General features: G+C 44.5%; 22 protein-coding genes. All 22 read left to right on the top strand.

Features of this window, described 5'->3' with window-relative positions; all coding sequences use genetic code 11:
* Positions 1–24: 24 nt before the first annotated feature.
* The 22 genes from cpaB (at position 25) to ACQY3H_RS00825 (ending at position 26,892) form a co-directional block, all read left to right on the top strand.
* Entirely contained in the window at positions 25–777 is a 753-nt protein-coding gene (gene cpaB / locus ACQY3H_RS00930; RefSeq protein ID WP_428073912.1) for a Flp pilus assembly protein CpaB, read from the top strand.
* A 12-nt stretch (positions 778–789) separates the two neighbouring features.
* Complete coding sequence (locus ACQY3H_RS00925; RefSeq protein ID WP_428073910.1) at positions 790–1,533, top strand: type II and III secretion system protein; 744 nt, start codon at positions 790–792, stop codon at positions 1,531–1,533.
* 3 nt (positions 1,534–1,536) lie between these two features.
* On the top strand, positions 1,537–3,867 hold the full coding sequence (locus tag ACQY3H_RS00920; RefSeq protein WP_428073908.1) for an ATPase, T2SS/T4P/T4SS family: 2,331 nt from the start codon (positions 1,537–1,539) through the stop codon (positions 3,865–3,867).
* 5 nt (positions 3,868–3,872) lie between these two features.
* Positions 3,873–5,519: a type II secretion system F family protein gene (locus ACQY3H_RS00915; protein ID WP_428073906.1), complete on the top strand. Its 1,647-nt coding sequence runs from the start codon at positions 3,873–3,875 to the stop codon at positions 5,517–5,519.
* 2 nt (positions 5,520–5,521) lie between these two features.
* Positions 5,522–6,412: a type II secretion system F family protein gene (locus tag ACQY3H_RS00910; RefSeq protein WP_428073904.1), complete on the top strand. Its 891-nt coding sequence runs from the start codon at positions 5,522–5,524 to the stop codon at positions 6,410–6,412.
* Positions 6,413–6,421: 9 nt separating this feature from the next.
* On the top strand, positions 6,422–7,897 hold the full coding sequence (locus ACQY3H_RS00905) for a hypothetical protein (RefSeq protein WP_428073902.1): 1,476 nt from the start codon (positions 6,422–6,424) through the stop codon (positions 7,895–7,897).
* Between the two features lie 5 nt (positions 7,898–7,902).
* Positions 7,903–8,394, top strand: coding sequence for a hypothetical protein (locus tag ACQY3H_RS00900; protein ID WP_428073900.1), 492 nt, complete (start codon positions 7,903–7,905; stop codon positions 8,392–8,394).
* Positions 8,395–8,403: 9 nt separating this feature from the next.
* Positions 8,404–9,510 carry a HAMP domain-containing protein gene (locus ACQY3H_RS00895; protein WP_428073898.1) on the top strand — a complete coding sequence of 369 codons (1,107 nt, stop codon included), beginning with the start codon at positions 8,404–8,406 and terminating at the stop codon, positions 9,508–9,510.
* A gap of 16 nt (positions 9,511–9,526) precedes the next feature.
* The gene (locus ACQY3H_RS00890) at positions 9,527–9,796 is read left to right on the top strand and encodes a hypothetical protein (RefSeq protein WP_428073896.1); all 270 of its coding nucleotides are present in this window, start codon (positions 9,527–9,529) and stop codon (positions 9,794–9,796) included.
* 20 nt (positions 9,797–9,816) lie between these two features.
* Positions 9,817–10,761 (top strand): DsbA family protein, encoded by a 945-nt coding sequence (locus tag ACQY3H_RS00885; RefSeq protein ID WP_428073894.1) that lies wholly within the window; start codon positions 9,817–9,819, stop codon positions 10,759–10,761.
* 71 nt (positions 10,762–10,832) lie between these two features.
* Positions 10,833–12,728 (top strand): sensor histidine kinase, encoded by a 1,896-nt coding sequence (locus ACQY3H_RS00880; RefSeq protein ID WP_428073892.1) that lies wholly within the window; start codon positions 10,833–10,835, stop codon positions 12,726–12,728.
* Positions 12,712–13,833 carry an ATP-binding protein gene (locus tag ACQY3H_RS00875; protein ID WP_428073890.1) on the top strand — a complete coding sequence of 374 codons (1,122 nt, stop codon included), beginning with the start codon at positions 12,712–12,714 and terminating at the stop codon, positions 13,831–13,833. The genes ACQY3H_RS00880 and ACQY3H_RS00875 overlap by 17 nt, the downstream gene beginning before the upstream one ends.
* A 25-nt stretch (positions 13,834–13,858) precedes the next feature.
* Positions 13,859–14,545 carry a response regulator transcription factor gene (locus ACQY3H_RS00870; protein WP_428073887.1) on the top strand — a complete coding sequence of 229 codons (687 nt, stop codon included), beginning with the start codon at positions 13,859–13,861 and terminating at the stop codon, positions 14,543–14,545.
* A gap of 1 nt (position 14,546) precedes the next feature.
* Positions 14,547–14,723: a class III signal peptide-containing protein gene (locus ACQY3H_RS00865; protein WP_428073885.1), complete on the top strand. Its 177-nt coding sequence runs from the start codon at positions 14,547–14,549 to the stop codon at positions 14,721–14,723.
* A 74-nt stretch (positions 14,724–14,797) separates the two neighbouring features.
* Positions 14,798–15,877 carry a hypothetical protein gene (locus ACQY3H_RS00860; RefSeq protein ID WP_428073883.1) on the top strand — a complete coding sequence of 360 codons (1,080 nt, stop codon included), beginning with the start codon at positions 14,798–14,800 and terminating at the stop codon, positions 15,875–15,877.
* 2 nt (positions 15,878–15,879) lie between these two features.
* Positions 15,880–16,422: a hypothetical protein gene (locus tag ACQY3H_RS00855; RefSeq protein ID WP_428073882.1), complete on the top strand. Its 543-nt coding sequence runs from the start codon at positions 15,880–15,882 to the stop codon at positions 16,420–16,422.
* A gap of 195 nt (positions 16,423–16,617) precedes the next feature.
* Positions 16,618–17,814, top strand: coding sequence for a hypothetical protein (locus tag ACQY3H_RS00850; RefSeq protein WP_428073880.1), 1,197 nt, complete (start codon positions 16,618–16,620; stop codon positions 17,812–17,814).
* Positions 17,815–17,883: 69 nt separating this feature from the next.
* Complete coding sequence (locus ACQY3H_RS00845; RefSeq protein ID WP_428073878.1) at positions 17,884–19,464, top strand: hypothetical protein; 1,581 nt, start codon at positions 17,884–17,886, stop codon at positions 19,462–19,464.
* Between the two features lie 9 nt (positions 19,465–19,473).
* Complete coding sequence (locus ACQY3H_RS00840; protein WP_428073876.1) at positions 19,474–19,758, top strand: hypothetical protein; 285 nt, start codon at positions 19,474–19,476, stop codon at positions 19,756–19,758.
* A gap of 2 nt (positions 19,759–19,760) precedes the next feature.
* Complete coding sequence (locus ACQY3H_RS00835) at positions 19,761–21,293, top strand: hypothetical protein (protein ID WP_428073874.1); 1,533 nt, start codon at positions 19,761–19,763, stop codon at positions 21,291–21,293.
* Between the two features lie 54 nt (positions 21,294–21,347).
* A complete protein-coding gene (locus ACQY3H_RS00830; RefSeq protein WP_428073872.1) occupies positions 21,348–22,895 on the top strand; it encodes a hypothetical protein in 1,548 nt (515 codons plus the stop codon).
* Positions 22,896–23,118: 223 nt separating this feature from the next.
* On the top strand, positions 23,119–26,892 hold the full coding sequence (locus tag ACQY3H_RS00825) for a hypothetical protein (RefSeq protein WP_428073870.1): 3,774 nt from the start codon (positions 23,119–23,121) through the stop codon (positions 26,890–26,892).
* The last annotated feature ends 26 nt before the right edge of the window (positions 26,893–26,918 follow it).

The raw sequence follows: 26,918 nt of genomic DNA, 5'->3' as shown, positions 1-26,918 counted from the left end.
TAAAGTTGTTTTTAAGGAGATCAAATGAAAAAAGGAGTTTTTTTGCCGTTGATGGTGGCCATTTTTGCGGCTATTATCTATGCAATGATTGTAAATAGCGCCGAAAAGAAATTAAATGCGGCTAAAAATATCAAGCAGGTCTTGGTGCCTATACGTGATATTAAAGAGCGCGAAGTAATTAAGCGTGATATTATCCGTCCTGTACCGGTGCCGGCAGCCTACTTGCAGAAAGACGCATTTGTTTATTCCACAGATTCAGATCTAAAAGCTATTGAAAATGCTGTGGCGCGTATTCAAATTCCTAAAGGCAACCAGATTTCTAAATATGCGGTGACGTCGCTTTCACCGGAGGCTGGTCTTTCCAGTAAAATTCCGGTGCAGATGCGCGGATATATTATTTCCGTCCCGGTAGCGACAGCCAGTATGATTAAGCCGGATGATAACGTGGACGTGCTTCTCACGTTTGAAGCCACTATGAAAACCGGTACCCGCCAAACCGTAGCCGTTACGCTTTTGCAGAACGTAAAGGTGTTGGGTGTCGGTGCTGACTTAGGGCAAGGCTTGGATGCTCGTACGGCAAATGCTATGAAGAACAAAGACGAAGAAGCCGCCGCTTATTCGGATAACTCCACGCTCTCGCTCGCGTTATCTCCGCGCGATGCGCAGTACTTGGCGTTAGCCCAAAAAGAAGGCGAAGTTTCCGTCATCTTACGTTCTCATGGTGATGTGAACAATTACTTAATGGAAATTGCCACCTTTGAAAAATTATTTAACTAAACAGGATAATTTATGAACATAAAATTCAGTGCAAAAATATCTTTGGCAGTTTTACTCGCAGCAGTGCTTGGCGTGGTGCCGGCACATGCTAAAAAGACGCGGCTCGTGGCCGTTAGTGCTGATGTTGTGGAAATCAGCGGTACGATGCAAAGCGTTAAAGGTTTTGCGTGGAACCAATTGTTCGACTTTGAAGAAGCGGAAATCCCCGGCATTTTATCGTTAGGGGAATTCCAACGCAAAACGGCAGTTACTACGCGCCTTCGCTTAATGGAAACGGAAGGACGCGCACAAGTACTTTCTAACCCGAAGATTGTAACCGCTTCCGGCAATCCGGCTAAAATTTCCGTCGGCGGTAAAGTGCCGATACCGGTGGTCAATAACCAAGGGGTAGGTTCGCAGATGGAAGATTACGGTATTTTACTGAACGTACTTCCTACGATTATCCCCGAACGCAATGATATTATTGACTTGCAAGTTCAATTAGCCGTTTCTACGGTGGACTATTCCCGTACCGTAGTAATTGGTACTGCCACGGCGCCGTCTTTTACCAACCGTGATGTGGAAACCCATGTGGAACTTAACAGCGGTGAAACGTTAGTGATCGGTGGTTTAAAAAGCAGTGCCCGCAACGTGTCTGAAGACCGCGTACCGTTCTTAGGCCGCTTGCCGCTTATTGGTTTATTATTCAAGAGCAAAGACGTAACCGAAGAACAACGTTCGCTCTTCTTATTCATTACGGTAGAAATCGTAGAGTAATTTATGGCAGAACAGGACTCCCAAAAAACGGATGCAAAAATAATTGCTTTCGCCGGGCCTAAAGAAGGCGCGGGGAAAACCACGCTCGTGCTGAATTTGGCGCTGGGCTGGGCGGGCATACAGAAACGTCCGGTACTTATTGTGCCGCTTGATCCGTTGGCGCGGCAAGAACACAGTTTCTATTTAGATATTGAAAAACCCGTTAGCGTATCCGATTTGCTTAAAGTATTAGGCAATACCTCTATTGCGGTAGTGGGGGGGCTGTTACGCGGTAAAATTTCTATGTCCCAATGGGGCGTAGGCTTATTACCGTTGGGTAATACGCGCGCACAAGTAGCGGCGATTAGCCCGAAGATTTTAATTCCGATTTTATCTCGTTTGTCACAAACGTTTGATATCTTTTTGGATGTAGATTCCAGTTTCCCGATGCAAGCGTTTGCCTTTGATATTGCCGACAAAGTATTTTGGGTATCTAATGCTACCCGTACACATATCAATTCTACGGTACAACTTTTCAACGATTATAAAGAACAACATTATCCGTTGGACCGCGTAAGCGTGATTTGTAACGGATATGATATGCCCGGTTCTATTCCTTACGAAGAAATGGAACGGTTCTATTCCCAACTTGGGCGCGAAGTGGATGTGTTTTTACCGTGGGATGCCGATGTAATGGCCACCTCCAACCGTCGCGAAGTGGAAATTATTACCAATCCGCAATCGGAATGGGTAAAAGGGCTGCGTTTGGTGCTTGCCAAAATTCGTGATTTACAACCGGCCCCCAAAGATTGGGTGGCGTCGGTTAGCGACGAAGAATTTGCCCAAGCGTCTAAAGAAATTTGGTCGCCGGTGTTGTTTAATGATGGCAAAGATACTGTTTCCGTCAGCCATATTGCCGATGATGACCCCGGGGCTAAGACTCAACTGTCATTTTGGGACGATTTGAAACAGAAAATTCACAAAGACGTGGTGCGCACCTTGGAAATTGAACATATCGCTATTAGCGACGAAAGTGCCGCCAGCGCGCAAACCCGTAAACGGGTGGCCGCCATTGTGGATGATATCTTGCAAAAACAACCTAACTTACAGTTTTCGCGCGAACAGCGGGAACGTTTTTCTTCGGAATTGCTAGATGAAATTTTAGGGTTAGGGCCGCTGGAAGTCTTAATGCGCGACCCGGCTGTTACCGAAATCATGGTCAACGCCTTTGATAAGATTTTTATCGAACAAAAAGGTAAGTTGACCTTAACCAAATACAAATTTAGAAATAACGAACAGGTGGTACAGGTTATTAAACGTATCGTGGCTCCTTTAGGTCGCCGTATTGACGAATCTGTGCCGCTCGTGGACGCCCGTTTGAAAGACGGCTCCCGTGTTAACGCCATTATTGCGCCGCTCGCTGTTTCCGGCCCGACGCTTACTATTCGTCGTTTCTCCACTAAACCGTTCGGCCCGGAAGATTACTACCGTTTCGGTACGATTAGTCCGGAATGTATGGAATTTATTAAGAAATGCGTTAAAATCCGCAAAAACATTATTGTTTGCGGTGGTACCGGTACCGGTAAAACCACTTTCTTAAATGCTATTTCCGGTTATATTGCCGATGATGAACGTATCATTACGGTAGAAGATACCGCGGAACTTCGGTTGCAACAACCGCACTGGGTATCGCTGGAAAGCCGTCCGCCAAACGTAGAAGGAAAAGGGGCGGTAACGATTCAAGATTTAGTTAAAAACTGTTTGCGTATGCGTCCTGACCGTATTGTAGTCGGGGAGTGCCGCGGTGGCGAAGCGTTAGACATGTTACAAGCCATGAACACCGGTCACGAAGGGTCACTTACGACTATTCACGCCAACACGCCGCGCGACGGATTATCCCGTTTGGAAGCGATGTGCATGCAGACAGGGGCCGATTTGCCGATTTTTGCTATCCGCGAAATGATTTCATCGGCGGTCAATATGATCGTTCAATTGTCGCGTTTCTCGGATGGTTCGCGTAAAGTCACCTACATTACCGAGATGCATGGACAAAAAGACGGACAAATCCAATCTACCGATTTGTTCCGCTATGTGCAGACCGGGGTAGATGAAAACGGGAAAGTACAAGGGGTATTTGCCCCGACGGGTAACCTCCCGACTTTCTATGAAGAATTTGCAGCCAAAGGACAACCGATAGACGAAGCCGTATTTAAGCATGGCGCCGTTCCGTTAGATGAAAACGGCGAGCCTGATTTACATGCGGTGCAACAATTACAACAGGCAAAAGCAAGTAAGGAGACTGCTCCTGAACCGCCCGCCGTGCCGCCTGCTCCGCCGGCTGCTCCACAGGCTTAATGATTATGATAAAGAAATTTCACTTTTTTATCTTATGTGTACTCGTGGCAGTTACTCTTGTAGGAACTGCCGGACAGGGGTATGGTAAAGCCTTGTCTACTAAAGATCGCGATCGCATTCAATGCGCTCGGGAAAAAATGAGTATTTTGGCTGAAATTTTTGATGTGCATTTGGCCAATGATAAAAAAGTATATCCCATGCCGCCCATTGCAAAATGCGGGCCGTTGCCTGCCGGTTGCAGAAACGGACAATGCAAAATTCCCAAATGGTTTGAAGAAGAATTAACTCGTATGGATTCCAACAAAGTAGTCTATACACCCGGGGAAGGAACGTCTAGTGAAGTGGATTTGTGGCGGCAAGCATTTTCTAACGTCTATTTATTTTTAGACCGGGCCGATAAATCATTAGATCCCAGCCAACCGGTCGTGTTAGATCAACTTTCCCGCGGGTATGTGGGGAACCGCCTGAATTTAGTGCGTGCATTAGACTTTTTAAATAAAGATTTACTGCGCGGTACGCAACTGCTTGTTATGAAAGACAGCATGGACGGACGGGCTCGTTCCATGTTAGCCACTTTTGAGTTAATCAATAGCGAATTTTTCAGTACAATTGAATCGTTTTCCAGCCCGATTTCGCAACGTGAAGACAAATATCGTAAATCGGTCATGGCCGTAGTCACATTAGCCAACCATTTATTTAGTCAATTCTTTAATACGGCTATTCCTACCTATCCGCCGGATCCTAAAATTTACAACTCTAATGCCAGGGAACGTTCGGCCAGACTCTTGATGACATTGTTTGGGGCGGTGTTAGCCGGGTTTGCGGTATTTTTATTACTGGAAAATAAACGCGATAACATTTTAGCCGTTTGGGCAGAATATAAGCAGAAAAGTACGGTCTGGGCCGAAGATTTTAACCGCCAATTTGTAACTATTGATATTAAATATATTGTTTTTGGTACGATTGCCTTATTTGCTATCGGTGGGTTGTTTATGGGCTTAATCGTGGGCGGATTTTTGGGTGTATTTGTCTTTTTACTCGTGGTATTTATGGGTGGGGTTGTCAGTATCCGTATGCCGATGGCAGTATTGGACGCTTTGAAAAAGAGCCGCGGGCGCAAAATCAATGCCCAACTGATGGATTCTTTAATTTTGCTGTCTAACTCGCTTCGTTCGGGTATGGATATTGTGCAAGGGTTTGAACTGGTCAGCCGCGATATGCAACCGCCGATTGCCGACGAATTCGGATTAGTAGTTAAAAACTACCAATTAGGTACTCCTTTTGAAAAAGCATTAGACGGATTAACTGAACGGGTAGAAAGCCGTATGCTTTCTTATATTGTTAAAGCCATTATTATTCAACGGCAAGTGGGGGGAAACTTAACCGTTATTTTCTCTCGCTTGGTTGAAAATATTCGCGAAGAAAGTAAATTGGAAGAAAAATTACAGGCCATGACGGCCCAACAGAAAATCCAATCTATTGTGGTCAGTGTAATGCCGTTTGTGATGATGCTGGTAATGTTCATTTTCAACCCGACACAGATGATTTCATTCTATGCAAGTCCGGTTGGAATTTTCGTATTTTTATTCTGTATCATCTGGATTGGCATTGGTATGCAAGTGCTTAAGAAAATGGGCGAGGTACGGGTGTAATTATGAATACATTTCTTTTTACAGTAGGGCTAAAACTGCTTTTAGCAATCGGTATATTCGCCACCTTTATGACGGTTTTTGGCTTGCTGGCGCCTCGTGAGAAAAAAGACGAAGTGGTGGATATTGCGGTCAAACGCTTTAAGTCCACATCCAGTTTTGCCCGCTTACAGCCGGAAGATAAATTCTGGGATAGAATCGCCGTATTTTGCTTGCGCAATTTCAACATAGAAGACAGCTTGGAAGAAATGCACATGCAATTAGGCGGCCCGGATAAACCGCAACCGGTAGATATTTTGTATAGTAAAATTTTGTATGCGTTACTGGTGCCGGCGGCATTGATGTTATTATTTCAAGCCTTTTGGCCGGTTATTTTAGTACCGCTTTGTTTCTATTTGCCGGACGTATTTATTAAAAGTAAAATTGAGAAACGCCAAGCCGAAATTTTAGGCAACTTCTCTACGACGGTAGATTTGGCAGCACTTATTATTGAATCCGGTTTGGATTATTTGACTGCTTTTGAGCGTATTATCAAAGTAGCCAAAGAAAAAACGATTTTGGAAGAAGAATTGGAAAAAACCATCAACGAAATTAAACTCGGTTATTCCCGCCGTGAAGCGTTGGAACACTTTGCTGCGCGTACCGGGGTGCAGGAAGTACGTTCCTTGGTGGGGTTAATTATCCAATCGGACGAGTTGGGTACAAGTTTAGTAGATTTATTGCGTAACTTCTCTACCGACTTACGCGCACGCCGCTTAAGCCGGGCGGAAAAGTTAGCCGCGCAAGCATCTACCAAGATGTTGTTCCCGCTGTTCTTTTTTATCTTCCCGACGATTTTTATTTTAATTTTAGCGCCGATGATTATGGGCCTTGTCAGCGGCGGATTAGGATTTTAGAGGTTACTTATGAAAAAATATATACTTTTTACAGTTGCTTTTACCTGCGCCGCCACCGCGTTGTGGGCGGCCAATACGTTTAACCGGGAAGTCCCGGTGCGCCAACATGGTAAAGAAGCGGGTATGCTTTTAGATTTAGGCAAAATTTCCATGGGAACGCTCAATGACGTAGAAGAACGCAAACAGTATTTATCTACGGTACAGTTGGAAAAACAACGTATCCAAAATTATACGCTCCGTATGGTATATGATAATGCCTATCAACTGTACAAACAGGGCGACTATCAACGCGCCCAAGAGATGGCACAAACCATTTTAAGTATTGACCCCAATTTCACGCAAGCACAAACGTTGGCCCGTCAAGCCCAAAATATGGGGACTTACGGTACGACTTCCGAAGCGCAAGTGATTGAAGCCAAATTTCAAGAAGCATCCCGCTTGTATGATAGCGGCAGATTGGTAGAAGCCAACGATAAATTAAACGAAATTTTAACGATTCAACCCGGTAATGCCAAAGCGCAATCGTGGAAACGTAAAATTGATTACGATATTGCCAAAGAATATTCCCGCCGTGGGGAAGTAGCGGAAAAAAGCGGGGACTATCAAAAAGCATTAGATTCGTGGTATAACGCTTTATTGATGCGCAAAAATGATCCGCAATTAGTGGCTAAAATTGCCGATGCCGAAAACAAATTACGTAAACAACAAGTAGAAGAATCTATGAAACAAGCGTTAGATTTCTACAACAAGGGGCAATACGTAGAATCGTATGCCGTATTTGAACGCATTACCAAAATTCAACCCGGTGACCCGCGCGTACAAAAATATATGTCTCAACTTAAAAATGAAATTGCTGCCGGGTATTATACAGCGGGGAACCGTTCGTATAATTCGGGAAAATTTGACCAAGCCGTTTCTTATTGGACGAATGCCAAAAAGTGGGGGGCAGATACCGCCACAATGGACAATTTGATTAAGCAAGCACGTAATGCCAAAGAAGAAGGTATCCGTTATGTGCAACAACAACGTCTTATTCAAGCGCAACGCGCTGCGCAAGCCGCTGAGCAAGCAGCCGAAGTAGCCGAACAACAAGCTGCCCAAGAAGAGAAACCCGAAGAAATCGAAACGGTGACCATTGATAGTCCGGTGCCTGGGGCTCAAACGATTATTCCGGGTGCCACCGGTTTGACGCCGATTAGCAGCACATCCACGACGACGACTACTACCACTACAACGACGACGACATCTTCTTCGTCTAGCAGTAGCGGAATCAATGAAACCTTACCGACGATGGGCGGAACGGTGGCGCGTGTATCGGCGGAAGCCAGTGCTGCTTCCCGTGCTAAATATATTGAAGGGCTGGATGCCTTCAACCAAGACGATTACGAACGTGCCCGCCAAGCATGGATTGTGGCTAAACAGTTGGATCCGGGCAATAGCGATGCTGATTTGGGACTTCGTAAAGTAGAAGAATTACTTAAATAAAAACTATGAAAGCGATTATTCTGACTGGGACATTTGTTGCATTTATTATAATTTATTCGTGGGTATTAGTTTTTTCGGTAGTACATCATACCCAAAATCGGATAGATCGGGCCGTGGCGGAGGAAAGAGCAAGTTGTGATGCGCGTATTGCTGCGGTAAAAGCCCAATTGTCTCCTGCGGTAATTGTAGAACAAACGGAAACCGTAGAGGAACAACGTGTAAATGACTCTGTTCCGGCGCAAGAAGGGATGCCTAATACGGTTGCCGAAAATCAAACGCAAGTCCAACCGACAGAACCGTTGGGACAAGAAAAAACACAGGTTCCTTTTGAGGCGCAAGCGGCCGCTCGTGCCAAATATGTAGAAGGGCTTAACTATTTTAATCAAGATGATTATGTTACCGCCCGTCAACTATGGCTTGTTGCGGTGCGATTGGATCCTAACAATGTGGAAGCCCAAATGGGTTTAACTAAAGTGGAAGAACTTTTGAAAGAATAGGAGTGTTGTATGAAATTAACTTCAAAATGGCTTTTATGGTTTGTGTTAGTTGCCGTTTATGCATCAGTAATCGGCGGATTATTTTATTATAATTTGTTCAAATTTGTATTTGATAAAAAATTACAAAATGAAATGGTAGAAATGGTGCGTTATCGTGCCCCTGCTTTGGTACAAATGTTATCGGCTCGCCCGAAAGAAGCGACGTTCCGCGAAGCCGAAATGATGAAAGGGTTGGCGCGTAACGACGACCGTATCAAAAGTTTAATTTACTTGAACTATGATGCTTCGATCCGTTGGCATGAAAACACGAAGTTTTTAGGTATGTCTTATTCTGATTATAACACGTCTGTCGGGTTTGAAACCAATGCGGTCGTGCAAGCCATACGGGACCGTTTGCCTCGGGCATTGCTGGCAGGTAAAGGGGATTATTATGATATGGCTATTCCGTTACTTGCCAAAGATAATGTGGTAGCGGGCGTAGTCAACGTAACCGTTTCGCGTGAAAATGCGAAAAAACTAATCGGGGCCTCTATGGTGCGTTATACGGTAGGCGCATTTATTATGATGCTGCTGATTGGATTTGTACTTTATTTGTTCTTACTCTTAAAAATTATTCGTCCTTTAGGTACGTTGAAAGATAATGTAGATGCGGTATCTATGAATAATTTAGTGCTAGAGCCGTCGCAACGTCGTGATGAAATCGGCGATTTGGGTCGTTCCATATCGGTCATGTTAGATAAGATCCGCGCCGAAATAAAAGGCCTTGAGGATGGGGAAATTATGTCCCTGGAAAAAGAACAACGCTGGTGGAAAACAATTTTGGCAGTTACCGTGCCGAAAGGTTCCCGTGCGATGGTTGTGGATGAGAATAATAACATCCTTTATTCTAACTTTGAACTTAATATTCCGGGGAAACAACGGGTACACTTATTAGATTTGTTTGATAGCCGCCAACAGGAAATTATCCAAGTGGTGGGGGAAGCCATGGAAAACCCGACGAAAGTTTTGCGTGGCTCTGTGGTCAATAAAGATGTACAATGTGTAGTGAAAGCGGTTCAGTTGCCTGATGATGCGGGTAAAAACCGTATTGTAATAGTTTTAGAGCCGGAAAAATAAATTTTAGGAGAAGATTATGAAAGTAGAAATTAAAAAAATTCCTGTCTTGCCGGTGTTGTTTTCGGTATTTCCGTTGGCCGTTTTTGTGGTCATGCTCATTAGCGCGCTGTTGGAAATATTCAATCCCGATGTCGTGTTTAATACGGCGTATGTGATTAGCCTTATTTTGCGTGCGATACAAGGTACGATTTTGTTCTTGGTTTCCGCGGTATTTTTCTTACTTACTTATAATGCGCTTTGTACGCTTGGTATCCGTGGTGTCCAAGTGGAATTGGAAGATAAATAAATTAGGAGTGTTTAGACTGTATGAAAAAAATATATGTTTTACTAGCCGCATTAGTAATTGCGGGCGTAGCTGTTGCGGCTACCGCTCAAAAAAATACTCCTGCTAAAACGCAGGCTAAACCGAAAGCGGAAATGATCGTTGTAGAATCTGACGATTATGCTGCCGGGAAAGAAGACGAATTGCTTACGCAAGGGTTAGGGCAATTCTTAGAAGCAGAACCGGAAGTCAAGCGTATTTCCGTTTCTCAAGTGACAAACGACCCGAAACTTAAGGGATTAGATTATAGTTTCTTACCGCTTTATTTAATTAAAAAAACGAAAGCCATTCGTGCCAAAATGGAGCAACCGCTTCAATATGGTGCGGCTCAAGAAACAGATGATTTTATTGTTTTAGCCCATCAAACCCGTCAAGGGGTATATAATAATAAACCGGCCAAACCGGGCGTTATGGAATTGTTTGTAATGTCCCAATGCCCTTATGGTGTGCGTGCTGAAGATTTTATTATCCAAGCCAAAAAGAACGGGACGTTCCCCAAAGACAAAACTGTCCGTGTGCGCTATATTGTAAACTATACCGCTGACCGCGGATTTGACAGTTTGCATGGTTCGGGTGAATGGGAAGAAAACGTTCGCCAATTGTTAATTGCCAAATACTATCCGGAACAATTCTGGAAATATTTGGAAATCCGTAATAAAGATTACCGCTCCAGCCGTTGGGACAAAGCCATGGAAGAAGCGGGTATCAATGTCAAAAAAATCATGAAAAAGTTTGACAGCGAAGGCTTGGAACTTCTTAAAGAAGAAGCCAAATATGCTAAAGAATTTGGCGTCAGTGCGTCTCCGACGTTGCTTTGGGAAGGTAAAGTTCAAGTAGGATTAGATACGGCTTCGCAAATCCCGGGTTTTGAATTTTTCAACCCGAATGCAGCCTCCGGTGTACCGGCCGCTCCGTCCGGCAGTTGCTAACCGGTAGTTTTAATAAGTAAATGGCGGGGGCTGGGATTTTTGTCCGGCCCCCGTTTTCCCCAAAATACTATATGCGTAAAAAACGGTTTCGCGGTTTATTTTTTAATGCGGTGTTGGCACTAAGTCTGATTTCGTTGGTGCCGTTCGTTTTTGTGGGCATTCACCTGACTCGGGTGAATAGCCGTCTTTTACAGCATGAAATTTTCCAAAAACAACAAACGGTGGCCCGCCGTTTGGTATCTGTCGTGCAATCTTATATTTCTCATACGTCGGAATTTTTTACCGTTTTTATTGATTTGCATACTGACTTTGGCGGGCATGCTTTTTTAAATGAACAAGATTTAGATTATTTACGCCAAAAAGAACCGACGGTATCTTCCCTTAGTTTATTAAATGTTCAAGGGCAGGAAGTCTTATCTTCCGGGGAATCCGATGATGTTTTCTCGTATAACAGTTTATGGCCGCAGATTGTGCAAACTTGTATCGTGCAGCGGGTTAATTATATTGGGCCGGTTGCGTTTTCGCCTACACGCGGTTGGTTGGTATTTATGGCTTTCCCGGTATATGAAAATTTAGATGAAAAAAGAGTTTCGGGGGTGTTATCTGTTCAACTGCAGTTAGAGAGTTTGGGCCAGTTACTGATGCAATCGTTTCCGTTAGAAATGGAAGCGTTTGTAGTGAACGCCCAACAAGGTGTGATTGCTTATAATGGGGTATCTTCCGGGTTAATGGCGAAGCCGAATCCGCAATTACAAAACGAAATGCGTGAAATCCATGAGCAACTGGCCGGAGAAAATACAGGAGAAATCCATTTGAGTAATGGCCGTCATTGGTTGGTGGCTTCTGCCGATATCAATATGTTGTCTTGGCAAGTGTATGTCGCTCAACCGGCTAATACGGCTTCTAAACTGATTTTTGAAAGCACCATTCATTCGTTAGGTGGGGTGTTGCGGTTATTACTCATCATGGTGCTATTTATTTTAGGAGTCAGTTATTGGGTGATTATTCCGATTACCCGTCCGTTAGAGCGTTTACGTAAAGCCGCTTTACGTTTGCGGGAAGGAGATGATGTTATTCACCGTCAAGATGTGGATATTCCGCACAATGAAATCGGTGATTTGGCGGAAGTATTTTTGGAAATGTCCGAAGTTTTACATGCGCGTCGGGCCGAGTTATTGGCGGCACAAAATGAGTTGGCAGCCTCCAACCAAGAGTTAGAAGAACGTGTGGAAGAACGTACCCGCGAATTGCAAGCCGCTACCTCCCAATTAGTTCGTAACGAACGATTGGCTACTATGGGGCAAATGGCTTCTATTATCAGCCACGAAATTCGCAATCCGCTGGCCGTAATCAGTAATGCTACACGGTTAATTAAAATGTTAGTTAAAAATCCGGATATTAAGATCTCTCGCCAAATCGGTATTATTGAAGCGGAAATTAAACAGGCCAATGGTATTATCAGCGAAGTGTTGGGCTATGTCCGTTCCCGTGAACCGATTTTGAATAAAGTAGATGTAAACCGGTATATACATGATATTCTTATTTCTTATCCGATTCCACCTAACATTACGTTGGTGGAAAAGTTGGAAGCCCAAGGAATCGCCGTTAAAATTGATATGGAAGAAATGAAACAAGCCGTTTGTAACTTGTTCTCTAACGCGGTGGAAGCCATGCAAAACGGCGGGACGCTTACCGTCGGCACGAAAGCCGGGCGAAATGTCGTATGTATTTATGTGGCGGATACAGGCAGCGGCGTACCGGAAAAAATACGGGAGCAAATTTTTGCCCCATTCTTTACCACCAAAGCGCGCGGAACCGGACTCGGTTTAGCCGTAGTCGGCAAAGCCGTCGGCCGCCACGAAGGGAAAATATTTATTTCCAGCCAAGAAGGGGTTGGCTCTTGCTTTCAAATTTATCTTAAAATTTATCGTAATATAGGAGATACTCGTTATGGAAAAACCCGTTAAAATTCTTGTTGTAGATGATGATAATAACCTGCGCGAAACGCTGGTTGATTTGCTGGAGATGGACGGCTATAAAGTGTATCAGGCGGCTACGGCGGCGGAATGTTTGGACCTGTGCGCGAGCGAATTTTTTAACATTATTTTGATGGATTATAACTTGCCTGATGAAAATGGCATGGAACTAATCCGTAAGATTCGTGCGTTTAACAAAGAATCGCAAATTATTATGATTACGGCGTATGCATCGCTTAATGCTATTATGGAAGCCATGCAAGAGTCTGTATATGATTTCTTGATTAAACCCGTTGATTTTGACTACTTAAAACGTACTATTAACCGTGCGTTGGATAAGTATTTCTTGGAAGAAAGCAACCGGGAATTACTTTCCCAATTAAAAACCCGCAACGAAGATTTGGACCGGTTAAACAATATGAAATCAAAATTTTTCTCTATTGTGTCACACGACTTGTCCAATTCGCTTATGACACTGAAGATGAGTTTTGATATGTTGCGTAAAAAAATGACGCCCGATGAAGATCAGCGCAAAAAAATGATGTTTATGGAAGAATCTATCAGTCAAATTGAGCATCTGATTAAAGATTTGGTAGATTGGGCGGCTATTGAAAAAGGGAAACTGCGTATTGAAAAAACCCGTTTTGAACTGACGGAAAGTCTTAAGAAAACAGCGGAAATTTTTAAGGCCAAAGCCGCTAAACGCGGTATTAGCGTTACGTTTGAAAGTTGTGGTTTATTGCCCGTAATTGCCGACGAAAAACGTATCCGCCAAGTTATTTCCAATTTGTTGGAAAACGCCGTACGGCACACCCCGGATGGTGGTACTATTGAAATTGTAGTTAGCAAAATAGATGAAAAAAATGCTAAAGTGTCGGTAACGGACTCCGGGGATGGTATTGAACCGGAACAGGCTCCTCATTTGTTTACCAGTTTTATTCAAGTAGGGGCCAAAGACCGCGTCGGCCGGTTGGGGCTTGGCTTGTCTATCGCCAAGGATATTATTACCAACCATGGCGGTCGTATTTGGGCACATAGTGAAGGACTTGGCAAAGGCGCTTCGTTTAATTTTACGTTGCCGATTGCCAATAGTTGATTTTGAAAAATAAGGGAGTTTAATCATGGCGAAGAAAAAAATAACCGTACTTATTGCAGATGACCAAACACTGTTCCGCGAAGGCATTAAAGATGTCTTGTCGGGAGAAAGATGGATGGAAGTAGTCGGCGAAGCGGCTGACGGCATTGAAGCCGTAGCCAAGGCAAAAAAATTAAAACCCGACGTGGTACTTATGGATATCCGTTTGCCGAAGTTGGACGGCATTAACGCCACGCGTCAAATTCGGGAAAGTTGCCCGCAAGTCAATGTGCTCATGCTTTCCAGTTTCGAAGATGAAGCCCATGTATTAGATGCTATCCAAGCTGGGGCAAATGGTTATTTGTCTAAAATGTTACCGGCGGCGGAACTCGTTAATTCTATTAAAACATTTACAAGCGAAGGATTGATGATTCCCCAACAACTGATGGGTAAACTGTTGCATGGTATCCGCAAGATGGGCGATAGCAGCCTTCCCACTCAGGCCACCTTAACTAAAACGGAAATCAAAGTATTAGATTATTTGGGTAAAGGGTTAAGCAATAAAGAACTTGCCAAAGAATTAGATTGCAGTGTTAAAACGATTAAAAATCATTTGAACAGTGCTTTCCACAAATTGGGAGTTAGCAGCCGTACGGAAGCGGTGGTTAAGGCCATTGAAAAAGGATTGATTTCTTCGGAAGGAACGATCGTACCCGAAGAAGACGGAGAATAACTTGTTTCGTATCTTACAACGTGAAAAGGGCTCGGCCGCTAAAAAAGGGCAAGCCACGATAGAGTACGTGTTGATGCTGGCCAGTATTGTAGTGGTCATCTCGGCGTTCTTTACGGCTTTTCATACCGATGTGGTACGGTGGTTATTTATTTTTGTGGGCAAATTGCTGACATCATAAAAACTATGAATATATACTATCTGAATCGGAAATGGCGGGAGCGTAAGGCACAGGTATTGTTACCTGCAGTGCTTTTGGCCCCTATTTTTGCTTTAGTAGTATATTTATTGTTTGAAACGGCAAAAGTGTCCATGGCCAAAATACGTAACCAGTTTGCGTTGGATAATGCGGCGTATTCGCAGGTATCTTCCGTCAGCACTTACTTAAATTCCGTGGCTATGGTCAACGGGCCGTTACCTTACCGTGTTATGCAATATATGGCAGATGATGCCCATAAAATTAGGCCGAAAGATTCCAAAAGAAGTGTTTTGCCCGATATTACGGTATTTGATTTGTTTTATAAAGGTGGGGGGGTGCCTGCTATCGGCCCTAATTATGATGACAAGGCCGGGACCAACAAGCCACCGGCAGCCGAATCTACAAACTGGGGATTAAAGTATTTTGAAAAAGTAGGGGAGCACACCGACCCTAAATTTTCCCGTGCGGCGTGGGAAAAGGAAAATCCAAAACCTTTGGACGAACCGCTGCCGCTGATTAGCAAAAAATTAGCAGAAGATTATCTCTTTTATGCTGATGAAAACGATATGGATAACTCTCCTGCTTTGCCAGCCATGTCCTTTTATTTGGAGACGTATGTGCGTGTAGGTTCTATTTATAAATCACAAGATTATGCTTATAAAGAACTGAGTAAGAATGAAGTTACATTTCGGGAAGGATATTCTTTTAATGTGTCCTCTTGTAAGCCTAGTGAATGTGGGCGGCAGAGTGCTGCGCAACTTCGCAAGTATTTAGGTATTCAAACAAAACCCATGACTATAAAAGATGTAATGTTTTATATTTCCCAATATAGTGTCAAGTACGGATGGCATAACGGTGCGCAGGGTATTGTTTTCCATGCAGAGGCGGATTTGAAAGAACCCTTGTTTCAATTTGCTTATTTAGACCAAGCAAGCCGTAGTAAACTTAAAACGTTGGGACGGGGTGTTTTACTTAAACAATCATTTAGTTTGCCGCGTAATATTTTTAATATCAATTTAGAACAAAAATATAAGCCGTTTGTTAGAAATCGGGTTAAATTAACTTGTCCGCGCGGGAATAATAACTGCGTGTGGCCTAATCCGTTACCCAAATATAATGTGCGGTTGGAGCCGTAACTATGAGGTTAATATCTTCATTACGTTCACGTAAAGGGCAAGCCACGACGGAAGTGGTGTTGCTGTTTCCGTTTTTTATTATATTTATTTTATTTATTATCAAAATTTTCGGTCTTTTAGTTTTGAGTCAAAAAATGGAAGTAGCGGGTTTTTATGCGGCGCGTCGTTTTCAACTGCAATCCCATGAAACCGATTATTACCAACGTACGTGGGATAAACGGTTTTTAGAAAAAGATATCCAAAAAAAGATAGAAAATTATTTAGGGTTTGATAATCCGGGTATGCGTAAATTTTTAAGTTTAAATAAACTTAAGATGGAGATCATACGTACCGGTACATGGACACAAATTACGCTTACGGCTAATACGAAACCGCCACATGTTCGTTTTCTGTGCAATTATAATAAAGATCGCGTATGTGAAACAGACAATATGTGTTTGAAAGGATATGCTTTCTTGTGTGAAACAGGTGGGCAGATTGAAGTGAAAAAATATGTCGGGCATAATGAACGGCCTGCCCCGTATATGCGTCCGGAAGGAAAATAAAACGTTTGGGCCTCTTTTCCAAGTGTTTCTGCGTTGTTGTTATTCTTCTCAATATGCTCTGTAAAGGGTCTTGACAAAACCCTATTATCTCTTTATACTTTAGATAAGAAGTATTGTGTTTAACTCTGTGCGTGAGTGCCTTGTGAAAGGCGGGTCAGCAAGAGTAATTTTTATTATTGTGTAATGGGATAAATTATGTTTAAGTTAAAACCGGGCAATGTATTTCAAAAAGCCAATTCTATGAGCCATAAGCAAGCCTATACGTGGGGCGCCGTAGCCGTCGTATTGATTGTGGCTTTTTTTACGTTGTCTTCGCTGATGGGTGATGCGCAAGACCAATCTTTTAGCGGGTTAGAATCTCGTGGATACGATTTGGCCCAAATGCCCTTTGTGAACGACGAAGCCGAACAATATTTACTGGCCTCTAAATATCCCGATATGCAAGGAAACAATTCTACTTTATTATATTCTTCCCAACAAAAAGAAGAACGCCAAGCCCAAGATGCCGAGGAAGAAATTGAACAGGAAGAAACGGCCCAATCATTTCGGGAAAGTTCGTCTCCTGCTCCTACTTCGCATAGTTATCGTCCCCGCAGTTACGGCAAATCTTCCCCGGCCACTCCCACTCAAGTAAATAAATTGAGTTCAAGCAGTGTTGGACGGGCCAGTGGCGGTGGAATAAATGGTTCTTGGGGTTCCCCTCGTGGGGATTTTTCGCCGTATAGAAGCCAAGATAAAGGCTCGGAACGCCCCGTTCAATTTAAGAACCAAGATGCACGCAAAGCGTTATACCAGTTCGCGCGCGGAAGTCAGGCCGCTGCCGGGCTGAAAGACGGTAAAGGTGGAAATACCAAACGGGCACTGATGGGGGGCGATATCGCAGGCAGTGAAGCCTTTGAAGATGGGGCAATTGATTTAAGTAAAGCCCAAGGCCTTGCTATTGATACCGAAGCCCCTGTTACTCCTGATTTGAGTAATTTAGAACAAGATTTAAAAGATGCCACTCAAAAAGCCCAAAAAGAAAAAGAGGAAGAGGATAAACGCAATGAAAAAACATGGCCGGAAAAAATGAGAGAAGAATTATTGTTAGCGGCGATTGATGTCGGTAAGACCATCTTAACCAATACGGCTAACAGAGCCATAGATAAGGCTTTCGGTGTCACGCCCAGTAGTTCCGGCGCCAGTGATAAGTCAAGTAGTGGCGGTGATAAATCAAGCGGCGGTGGTAATAAGTCATCCACCCCAACGACTACTCCGTCCACTACTCCGAGTCATACCACGCCTCCTTCTGATCCCGTCCCGGATGATCCAACCCCTCCTGGCGGAGATAGTAGAGATGATGATACGATCCCCGATGATTTGCATGGAGATGACATGAATAATTTGGCTTAATGAAAAGAATCGAAAAGAAGTGCCAGCGTTTTTAATAAGTAAGTAGTAACAAGCAGCAAGGAGGACTTTATGAATATCTTAAAAAAATTAGCAAGCCGTAGCGGTAAAATAGCCCTGTCTGCCTTACAGGCAGTAGGGTTAACGGCCGTTGTCGGTGCGGGAGCAGTAGCCGCCTATCAGTTTTTAGGCTCTTCTTCCGATGATAATACGGCGTTTAACCCGGCGGGACAATATAACCCGGGGGAAGTCGTCTATGTGTCCGGTGCAAATACCGGTAGTTATGCCGGAAATGCATATCGGGGAAAATTGGATCGCTCTACGGGTGAACCGGGTTCTTCTATGCGCGTCTCTGCTAAAACGCTTAAATTGTTAGAAAATCAAGAATTAGCCGAACGTGCCGCTCAAGAAATGGCCGAAAATGAAGCCGAAATGGCTATGGCTGCGCCTATTGATGGCTCGGCTTACCAATTAGGCCAAACCGAAGGATTAGGTATGGGGGCTAATGCGGTTGACCAACAACTTTTGACAGGCGGTTCTATGGGTGCCATGACGTCACAGATGGCCAATATTAAAGGTGCAATCGCCAATGCCCAACAACAAGCCCAAGCACAAGCCAAAGATAAAGAAGGCAAAGGCGCAACCAAAAAAGAGGCGCCTACATTAGCCAGTGCTACCCCCGGTTGGCGGTCGGGTAGTAGTTCCGGCGGCGGTTCCGGTGGTGGCGGTTCCTCTTTCGTCTTGCAAAATAGCGGTAAAAATGGCCAAGCAAATATGAATGCTTCTGACGTGCAAGGCATATTATCCCACGCTCAAAATATGATGAATGGGGCGATGGAAGGCACCCAAATCAAAGCCAAGGCCTCTTTTGGTAAAAATGAAGGATTAGGTAAAAGCAGAGATGCTACTGTTATGCGTGGCCGTAATGCTCAAAAAGGTAAAGATGATTTGGAATTTTTTACCAAGCGTTCTATTGACGTGGCCGCAAATAAAAACCGTCACAATACGGAAGGGAACGTCTTTTTGGCCAGCACGCAAATTTCGGGCGGTTTAATGATTGGGGCCGAACATATTAATACAAGCGAAGGGAAAGGATCTAAAGATTTCTCCTCAAGCACCAACGCTCAAATACAAGCGGCTCGGGACTTCGTCGCCGATCCGACGATCATAGATCCGTTAGATGAATTAAATACTGATATGAATAATTTAATTCTGTTATGGCTTGGTACCGTGGCGGGTGTGTATGCTTTATGTAAAGTTATTTTCTGGTTGTCCAATGCTGCCAAAGCGGCTCCGTACCCGTGGAATATTGTGCTTTGGGTAGCGGTAGGAATCGCCGTGGCGGCCGGTTTAGCGTTGTGTGCTAAACTGATTTATGAGTCTGCGCAATATGCCAACAATCATGGCGGCGGTTGGTTAAGTACGCTGGCCGGGTTAACAGGTTGTATCGGTGGAGCGGCCTTGATACTCTCCTTACTGTATAACGTAAGTGAGGGTGTACAAAAAGCCATTGATGCGCTGACTAAAATTTTCGCTGGGGTTGAAAACGGTGCCCAAACGGCCGGACTTGCTGAAGCGGCAGGGACGGAAGGTGCTGCCGGTGGAAGTTCCAGCGGTATGTTTGATATCTTTATGCAAAAGTTTTTCCCGTAGAGGTAAGATATGCGTATTGGAAAATGGAATATTTTACCTTGGAATAAATACAATGTTATCCCGCGTATAATAATTATTATACTGGTGTTGGGATGGTTCTTCGGTAGTATTTTTGCAATATATAACGAATATCGTATCTTGCGGGAATTAAGGCAAGAGCGAGAGCAGCAGATTTATTTGCAACAAGAACGTATCCGTCGTCAAGCCGCTTATGAACGGCAGATATTGGAAGAACAATCGGCGCGGGAAGGCGTCCAAAATGCAGTGGACAGTTTTAGAAGACAAGGAGAGTAACTATGAATTGGTTTAATCTGCTTAAAAACAAGGCCGGAAAATTGGCCATGAGTACGCAAAAAGCGCTCTTGATATCTGCCGGTGTGGGTATTATCGGGGCAACCGTAATGCAAAACTTGGTAGAGCCCGGTGATTCCCAAAACATGGCGGTACGGTCTTTATCATCTGTTTCCAATAATTTTGATTACGGAAGTATGCACTATACGGACAACGGTACAGGGCTTACTTCTATCAATGTGTCCGATGAGACAGGCACCATACAAACCTCGCAAAGAAATTCATCCGAAGTGGGTGATTTCGGTTTGTCGGCGGCGGATAATATGGATGCTAAGGTCGCTTCTTCTTTTGTGGGAAGAGGGTCCTCTTTGGGTGAAACAGAAGGGTTAGGTAAAAGCCCTGATGTGGATTTGTCCGGATATTCGTCAGGAAATTCAACAGAAGGTGGACAAAACAGTGTCAGCAGCCATTCATATTCTCCGCGTGCAAACGGATCGGGTGATGCAAATTATTCTACGTCAAGAGGAAGTGGAAGCCATTCTTCCGAGCCAACTCAAATTGCCTCGTTAGGAACAGCCTCTATGACGCGTGCCTCCGGTAGTGGTATTAATGCATCTTACGGCAATTTTTCCGGTAGTTCGTCCGGCGGTTCCCGTAACGGATCTTCGCGCTCGTCCGGCGGAAAATCAAGTGGTTCTTCTTATAATTTCTCCGGGGCTATGCCCAGCGGTACCAATCCTGTTTCATTAAGCGGTGCAGACGGACGCAGTTCGTCACACTTTATGGCGGGGACTACACGCGCAACCGTAGCGAAGGGCAGCCAGTCCGGTGCCGTCAAAGGCGAATTAGCCGATATCTCCAAGCGTTCTGCGGATGCCGCCCGTTTGGCCGGACAAGGCAATGCCTCTAATACCGAAGCCGGGCGCGCCTTTTTAGCCTCGGCACAAAATTCGGGTGGAATCAGCATGGATAGCGGAATGGCTGATGCCGAAAGAGTCGGTTCTGCTGATTTCAAATCTACAGAAGCACCCCAACTTAGAGGTCTAAAGAGAGGACTTTCGGATATTAATAATTCCTTAAAGACACGGAATGATGCCATGTCTGAAGTTATCAAATGGATGCTCCTGACCTTAGGAGTGGCAATTGCGGGTGTGATAGCCATTGCTTATTTACAAAAAATACCGAACCCGTATGTTAAATGGATTGGTTCCGGGCTTGTGGCCGGTGTAATGGTATGGTTTGCAAGTGCTATGATGACAAAAGCCGTGAGATTCCATAATAACTTTCCGGACGATTCATCTTGGTCTGTATGGGTGGGTTCTATCCTGAGCGGACTTACCGCTGCCGGCATTGCATTTGCCATGTTAAAACCGGAAAGCATCCAAGCCTTTATTAAAGAAAATATCGGTGGCGCGCTTAAAACGGTGGCAGGAAAAGGAATTGATATGGGCGCCAATGCTCTTAAGATGGTTGTTAAATCCAATTCCTCTACAACCGATACAAGCAATCAGAATAATTCTAATAATAACGGAAAATAATAATGAGTATTTGGGAAGTGCGCCTAAAGGCGCATTTCCCTGTCTTTTTAATTTATGAATACATCCTCTCCAACTCCAACATCTTCGCAAACGCAAGAAACGCGTGCGTGGTTGCGCTCCAAAAAATTATGGAGCGTGTTGGTTGTTTTGTTACTTTTATTGGGGGTGGGGGGACTTGTCCCGGTAGGAAAAATTCCCTTGTTGCGTGATTTAGTGTACGCTATGGGATACAGCCCGGATGAAGCCCATCGGATTTCTTTTCTAAAAGCCTTATTCTCTTGGAATGAACACAGCAAAATGATGCGCGGAGAAATACCGGATCCCGATGAGGTGAATGTGTTTGGTTCTCTCGGGGGGGCTTTTAATTCTACGCAAGATCTCGCAAAGAATAAATTGATAGATATTCGTGCCGTTAATGCTGCCCTTGCCAAACGTGGACAAAAAGGGGATCATTTAGTAGGTGTGTATGAAGATTTAGCGGCCGAAATAGACGGACGTCGTAATAGTTCCGGTCAGAATAAAACTGTCGTTCGTTTGACAAAAGATAATCCTACCGCACAAACTCAAGCCAACGAGGCGGCCATGCATGGTGATGTGTTCTTCGGAGAAGATGCATCCGGTATCAGACGGGATAAAAATGATGCGTTTAATTCTGTCAATACGTTAAAAAAAGCCACGAAATTACCGATTGCCGGGGTATCTAAAGGAACCGATTGGTTTGATCGGGAGGTGGATCGGGCTATTCGTAGTGACGTGGATTTATCGGAATTTATTAAAAAAGATGACCGCACTAGTACGGCACTAGCCCAAATTGGAGCAATAAACCGCGTAGGCGATTCGCGTGCCCAACGTGATATGTATTGGGCATGGATGATGGGGCGTGCGGCCCGGCGCACTCCGCAATTATTACTTAAAAAAACTTTAGCATCTGCCAGTTTTGACGGGGCGGAATTGCCTCGTACGGTATTTACCGCTTCGGGCTTTGGCGGGGTAGCAATTAAAGCAGACGAAATGAATGCCGATATATCCGGTGTACAAGATTATTTAGACCAAGATAAAAATTGCCAACAAGCACTGACACATGCCGGACAGCAAATGAATACGAGTGCATTAGCCGATAGAATTAATCATTTGGCAGAAAAATTTCCGCAAACCTGCGGTGCCCGTCCCGGCGAATATATGAGCCAATTGCAAAGTATTATAAACGGTTGCCAACAAATGAAAAGTGCCTATGAATCAGCCCAACGGGTATGCGGTACGCTTTCGCTGGTGTTGGACAACGGACAATGTCGTTTTGAGCAATTAGCGGCTTATTATACGGTATTTGATGCCTATTGTCAGGCCAAATTAGCCGAGTGTGATGGATTGGAAGGAGATGAGGCCCAGGCCTGTATTAATGCGGTAAACGGGTTGTTTTCTACGGATGATTATTCGGAATGTGAAGAAGGTTGCCCTACCTACAATAGTAGCGAATTAGATGGGGATGACGGCCAAATCAAAGGACGGTTATATACCGAAACGGGTGGTTTGAATACCGAATATTTCCCCGGTGTAAATTGGGGACGCAGTATCCGTGTGAACAGAGGCGCCTTGTTGTGGTAACCTGCCACAAAATTACCCCTTGAAAAAATGAAAAATATTTGTATAATAAAAGTAAGAAGTATCAAAAGGGTAAGTTGTTACAGAGTGGGTAGCCATCTCTGAACAGCGAACTTTTTATTATGGTAGTGGACGTAAAAACAGGGAAGCGGATGAAGTTGAAAAAACCGTTTTCCACGGGGAGAAACCCCTAAACACGCAGTTTTTAATTTACTAGGAGGCACTTATGCCAGAGGAAAAAAAGAAGGAGAGTTTCACCTTTAGCGATAAGATTAAGCAGAGCAAACAAGCTGCTTCTAAATCTTTCGGTAATCGTATTACCTCCAAAATCGGTAGCGATGGCAAGCCCCACCAAACGCTCTTTGAGCGCACCAAACGTGATGCGCCGTTCTTTATTGCAGCGTTAGTGGCGTTGTTATTACTGCCGTTTTTGTATAAGTACAGCGGACAAGTGGAAGACGAACCGACTATGGTTACTCCGTCTTACGATGATGCCATCTTGAACCCCGATCGCTCCGGTTTTGATTTTACAGGAACGGATCCGGAAGGTCAAATTGCACAATTGTCCGGCCGCGATTCTATGGATTTAATCGTGGGGTTTGGTAAACGCCGCAGCAACGAAGAAGAAGGGACGGATTCGTTAGATGAAATTTATCGTAGCGGTCTGTCTGATTCGTCGGCTAATTCTTCATATGCCCGTAATGATATGGACGAAGAAACCAACATCAAGAACATTTACAAACTTCGTAAGAAAGCCCCAGCCGCTACGCGTGCTGCTTTTAAACGTGCGGCTACCAAAATCAATAAATTAGGTACAGCCGGTATGGCTCGTGGTAACGGGGGCAGACTGGGCGAAAGATACGGCGGCAATATGAAAAATGCGGCGAATAAAGTTCGCAATGCCGGCCCGCAAAACAGCCCTAAACCGGTATCTTTACAACCGTTGCAAGCGGCGGGGAAACCGTCGCGCTCATACTTTGGTGGTACTCAATGGGCCAAAGAAGCGCAACGCTCCAAAGATGCCATGTCTAAAGGTAATGCCATGCAAGCCCTTATGGACGCTCAAATGAGACAACCCGAACCCGGTCAAATCGGTGGTATTATGGGTGGCGATTTCGGCGGCCCGGGCGGCGGCAACGGTAACTTACATCGTGAGTTCAACTACAGCGGTGAAAAACCGTGGTGGTGGGACTTGATGAAAACCCGTTCCCAAATGCAATGGGAAAGACATTTCAACCGTATGTGGAAGTATATTGACACGTTAGATGAAATCTTGCTGACGGTTGGTAAAGGTCTTGCTTTCTGTCTGTTGACCGGTGATTCCGGTGGAGATGTTGATGCCTTCTTAGGAAGTGGTGCCGGGGCAACAATTAAGGAAGCTACTTGCTGCGGACAAAAAGAAGCGAGATGGGCTGGTTTTATCGGTTCCGATTCTATTCCTTTCTCAGAAGATGCTTGTAAAGGATTTGCTGCTAGCCACCCGGAGGTATGTGCCGGAGGTTGGCAAGGACCAAAAGGCAATGCCAGTGATGTCCGTCTTGGATTCTTTGGTCAACGTTTCTCTTGTTTAGGTGGAAACGGTGCGTGGTTGTCGCAAAAATTACGCAATATGTTTACTGCGGAAAAAGGCGATTTGGATGCGGCTACTTCTTGTGAATCGTTCAAGATGGATGGCTTGTATCGCCCGCAATTGACAAGTACCGAAGGTAAAGAAGATAAATGGACGACGTGGGTATATGTGGTCGGTATTCCGCATAATAAAGTAGATAAGTATTACGGCACAACCGAACCTACAGAACAGGCTGCCTTGTGGACGATTCTGTATTTGCGTGAAACGCCGCTTTATAACGCGAAAGCCAGTGATGTAAATATCAAAGGCATTCCGTTGTTTATTGAAAGCGCGGCGATTTATCAAAGCAAAATCAAAGACGCCTCTGCGCCATCTAAAAAATCTTCTGGCGATAGTAGTGCTACGCAAGAGGAAAAACAATTACGTAGTGATTTGAGCATGTGGGAAAATAAATTGATACATGCTACTACGGAAACAGAACGACAACAATGTCGTCAAATGATTACTAATATTCAAACCCGTTTAGCGCAAATTAGTAGAGATCAACATCAACAAAAAGGGACTTCCGGCCAGGGTGATGACGATGCACCGCAACTCAATCCTGCCACAGATGAAGGAATGCTCTATGTTGATTTTATGGAAAAATTGCGTAACGGCGGAATTGTCGTGTCGCGTGATGCTGCCGCGAATACGCCGGAGAGAGCTCGTGAATTATCCGGTGGCAAAGCGGGTAAACATTGGGTAACCGGAGGTCGCTGTCCTTATCCGTTAGCGCGTATTAGTTGTGACTTAGTAGGAAAGACGGATGAAGGTTCCCAAGACGGGCTGGGTCGTCCTCTCGCTTACTTAAAGTCATATGGCGATATGACGGACCAACATGCCTATGACCAAATGAAAGATCGTTTCGTGGTATCTTATACTATTCAAGGGCAAAACAATGCCCCCGGCAATGAGACAGAGTCTACCATCACGAGCGAAAAGACACAATGGTACCCGTTAGGTACCCAAGAGTTCTCTAAAGATAATCCGGCAACTGTGGCGGCTAGACATACCGTTGAAAAGTTGCACGCGCAAGGATACGATCGGGTCATCGTTTCTTGGCAAGTACGCCAATGCGGTGATTTGCTCTTTAGTGGTAACGGCGTAAGCAAAGGCGGTTGTAACGTCGGCAAACTTGTTAAAACGGATAAAGATGGTAATTTTGTAGGATATTCCGGTCAAAGTTTACCCGGTAACGTGGTCAGTGAAGCCACTTGTTACTATGGCGATGCCGAAGTTGTTACGAAAAACCCCGGTACAAACGATTGCACGGACGGGGATATCGTAAAATTGCCAAAACAAGGTGACCAGGTCTGTGAATGGGCCAAAAAATGCGAAAGAGGCAAGTGGTCTGCACCCTATAAGGTGGATCCGAATTGTCAGGAACCGAATCCGGACGATGATTCGAATCCGGACGATAATCCGAATCCGAAGGGCAACCCACCGGTAACGAAATCGGCCTACTTTATTAACTCGTTTAAGGCGTTGTCGAATCGTCCGTTGGATCCCAATGAGCGTCCCGACACCGAAGACCCGAATCGTGTGGCGTCTAACAAAAAGTGGGATAATTGCAAAATTACCGACGGTACGCCTTTGTTGAAATTAGATAGTGAAACAATAGCGTATTTTAAAGCAGCCAAGGAAAAGTTTGATAGAGAAAACAGACCGAATGGAATTGCTTTATCCTATAATGACGTCGGTTTGACTGTACCTAACTTGGTAGATGCTATCTTGATGGATCCTAATAACGGTACAGTACCGAAAAATACGGTCTGCTTATTAGGTAAAACCATTGGTGGTTACGCTAAGGCTCCGGCTAATGGAGAGAAAGGGTTTGATAACTTGTTCGGTGCGTTTATGGCATTCATTACGTATGATGCTGCGTCGCGCCCGACCCAAAAAACCTATGACAAGAGCGGAACTCGTATTTGGGATCTGCGTTTCAGTATTAGAACACCGTATTGGTGGGGCGGTTATACGGAAGTAGGAAATCGTTCTTACTATGTGCAGCAAATTGACGATCCTTCTAGTCCGTGGCACGGTTTGCCGCTTAATGAGTTGGAGCGTGAAAAATTGTTAGCAACCAGTAAAACTCAATTGACAGAAAGCGACAACAAAAACCGTCTGGAATTCCAGCGTATTTATGACGACTTAACAAATTACGAGCCGTGTAAGTATGCAGTCGGAGAAACGGTGACGCATGCCAAGGTGTTGGAATATATTACCCGCTTGTGCGATCACGGTGATAATGTGATGCCTAAAGCCGATCCGAGACTTATAAGTAAATACAAAGGTAATCCGGCTGCGGATCAAGCGGTAGCCACTACTGGTAATGTCACCCCGAACATTGCTCCAAACGGGCCAGGTTCGGCAAGTTCCAGTAGACATTAGAAAATAAGTTGTAATTTATTATCCAC

Origin of the sequence: Candidatus Avelusimicrobium luingense, assembly GCF_902757105.1 — a bacterium.
Lineage (GTDB): Bacteria > Elusimicrobiota > Elusimicrobia > Elusimicrobiales > Elusimicrobiaceae > Avelusimicrobium > Avelusimicrobium luingense.
Note: the sequence above shows the minus strand (reverse complement) of the source record. Positions and strands in the feature narration are given on the sequence as shown.

Bases quoted from the DNA above. Each gene is read 5' to 3' on its own strand.
- cpaB (WP_428073912.1), top strand. From the start codon at position 25: ATGAAAAAAGGAGTTTTTTTGCCGTTGATGGTGGCCATTTTTGCGGCT.
- ACQY3H_RS00925 (WP_428073910.1), top strand. From the start codon at position 790: ATGAACATAAAATTCAGTGCAAAAATATCTTTGGCAGTTTTACTCGCA.
- ACQY3H_RS00920 (WP_428073908.1), top strand. From the start codon at position 1,537: ATGGCAGAACAGGACTCCCAAAAAACGGATGCAAAAATAATTGCTTTC.
- ACQY3H_RS00915 (WP_428073906.1), top strand. From the start codon at position 3,873: ATGATAAAGAAATTTCACTTTTTTATCTTATGTGTACTCGTGGCAGTT.
- ACQY3H_RS00910 (WP_428073904.1), top strand. From the start codon at position 5,522: ATGAATACATTTCTTTTTACAGTAGGGCTAAAACTGCTTTTAGCAATC.
- ACQY3H_RS00905 (WP_428073902.1), top strand. From the start codon at position 6,422: ATGAAAAAATATATACTTTTTACAGTTGCTTTTACCTGCGCCGCCACC.
- ACQY3H_RS00900 (WP_428073900.1), top strand. From the start codon at position 7,903: ATGAAAGCGATTATTCTGACTGGGACATTTGTTGCATTTATTATAATT.
- ACQY3H_RS00895 (WP_428073898.1), top strand. From the start codon at position 8,404: ATGAAATTAACTTCAAAATGGCTTTTATGGTTTGTGTTAGTTGCCGTT.
- ACQY3H_RS00890 (WP_428073896.1), top strand. From the start codon at position 9,527: ATGAAAGTAGAAATTAAAAAAATTCCTGTCTTGCCGGTGTTGTTTTCG.
- ACQY3H_RS00885 (WP_428073894.1), top strand. From the start codon at position 9,817: ATGAAAAAAATATATGTTTTACTAGCCGCATTAGTAATTGCGGGCGTA.
- ACQY3H_RS00880 (WP_428073892.1), top strand. From the start codon at position 10,833: ATGCGTAAAAAACGGTTTCGCGGTTTATTTTTTAATGCGGTGTTGGCA.
- ACQY3H_RS00875 (WP_428073890.1), top strand. From the start codon at position 12,712: ATGGAAAAACCCGTTAAAATTCTTGTTGTAGATGATGATAATAACCTG.
- ACQY3H_RS00870 (WP_428073887.1), top strand. From the start codon at position 13,859: ATGGCGAAGAAAAAAATAACCGTACTTATTGCAGATGACCAAACACTG.
- ACQY3H_RS00855 (WP_428073882.1), top strand. From the start codon at position 15,880: ATGAGGTTAATATCTTCATTACGTTCACGTAAAGGGCAAGCCACGACG.
- ACQY3H_RS00850 (WP_428073880.1), top strand. From the start codon at position 16,618: ATGTTTAAGTTAAAACCGGGCAATGTATTTCAAAAAGCCAATTCTATG.
- ACQY3H_RS00845 (WP_428073878.1), top strand. From the start codon at position 17,884: ATGAATATCTTAAAAAAATTAGCAAGCCGTAGCGGTAAAATAGCCCTG.
- ACQY3H_RS00840 (WP_428073876.1), top strand. From the start codon at position 19,474: ATGCGTATTGGAAAATGGAATATTTTACCTTGGAATAAATACAATGTT.
- ACQY3H_RS00835 (WP_428073874.1), top strand. From the start codon at position 19,761: ATGAATTGGTTTAATCTGCTTAAAAACAAGGCCGGAAAATTGGCCATG.
- ACQY3H_RS00830 (WP_428073872.1), top strand. From the start codon at position 21,348: ATGAATACATCCTCTCCAACTCCAACATCTTCGCAAACGCAAGAAACG.
- ACQY3H_RS00825 (WP_428073870.1), top strand. From the start codon at position 23,119: ATGCCAGAGGAAAAAAAGAAGGAGAGTTTCACCTTTAGCGATAAGATT.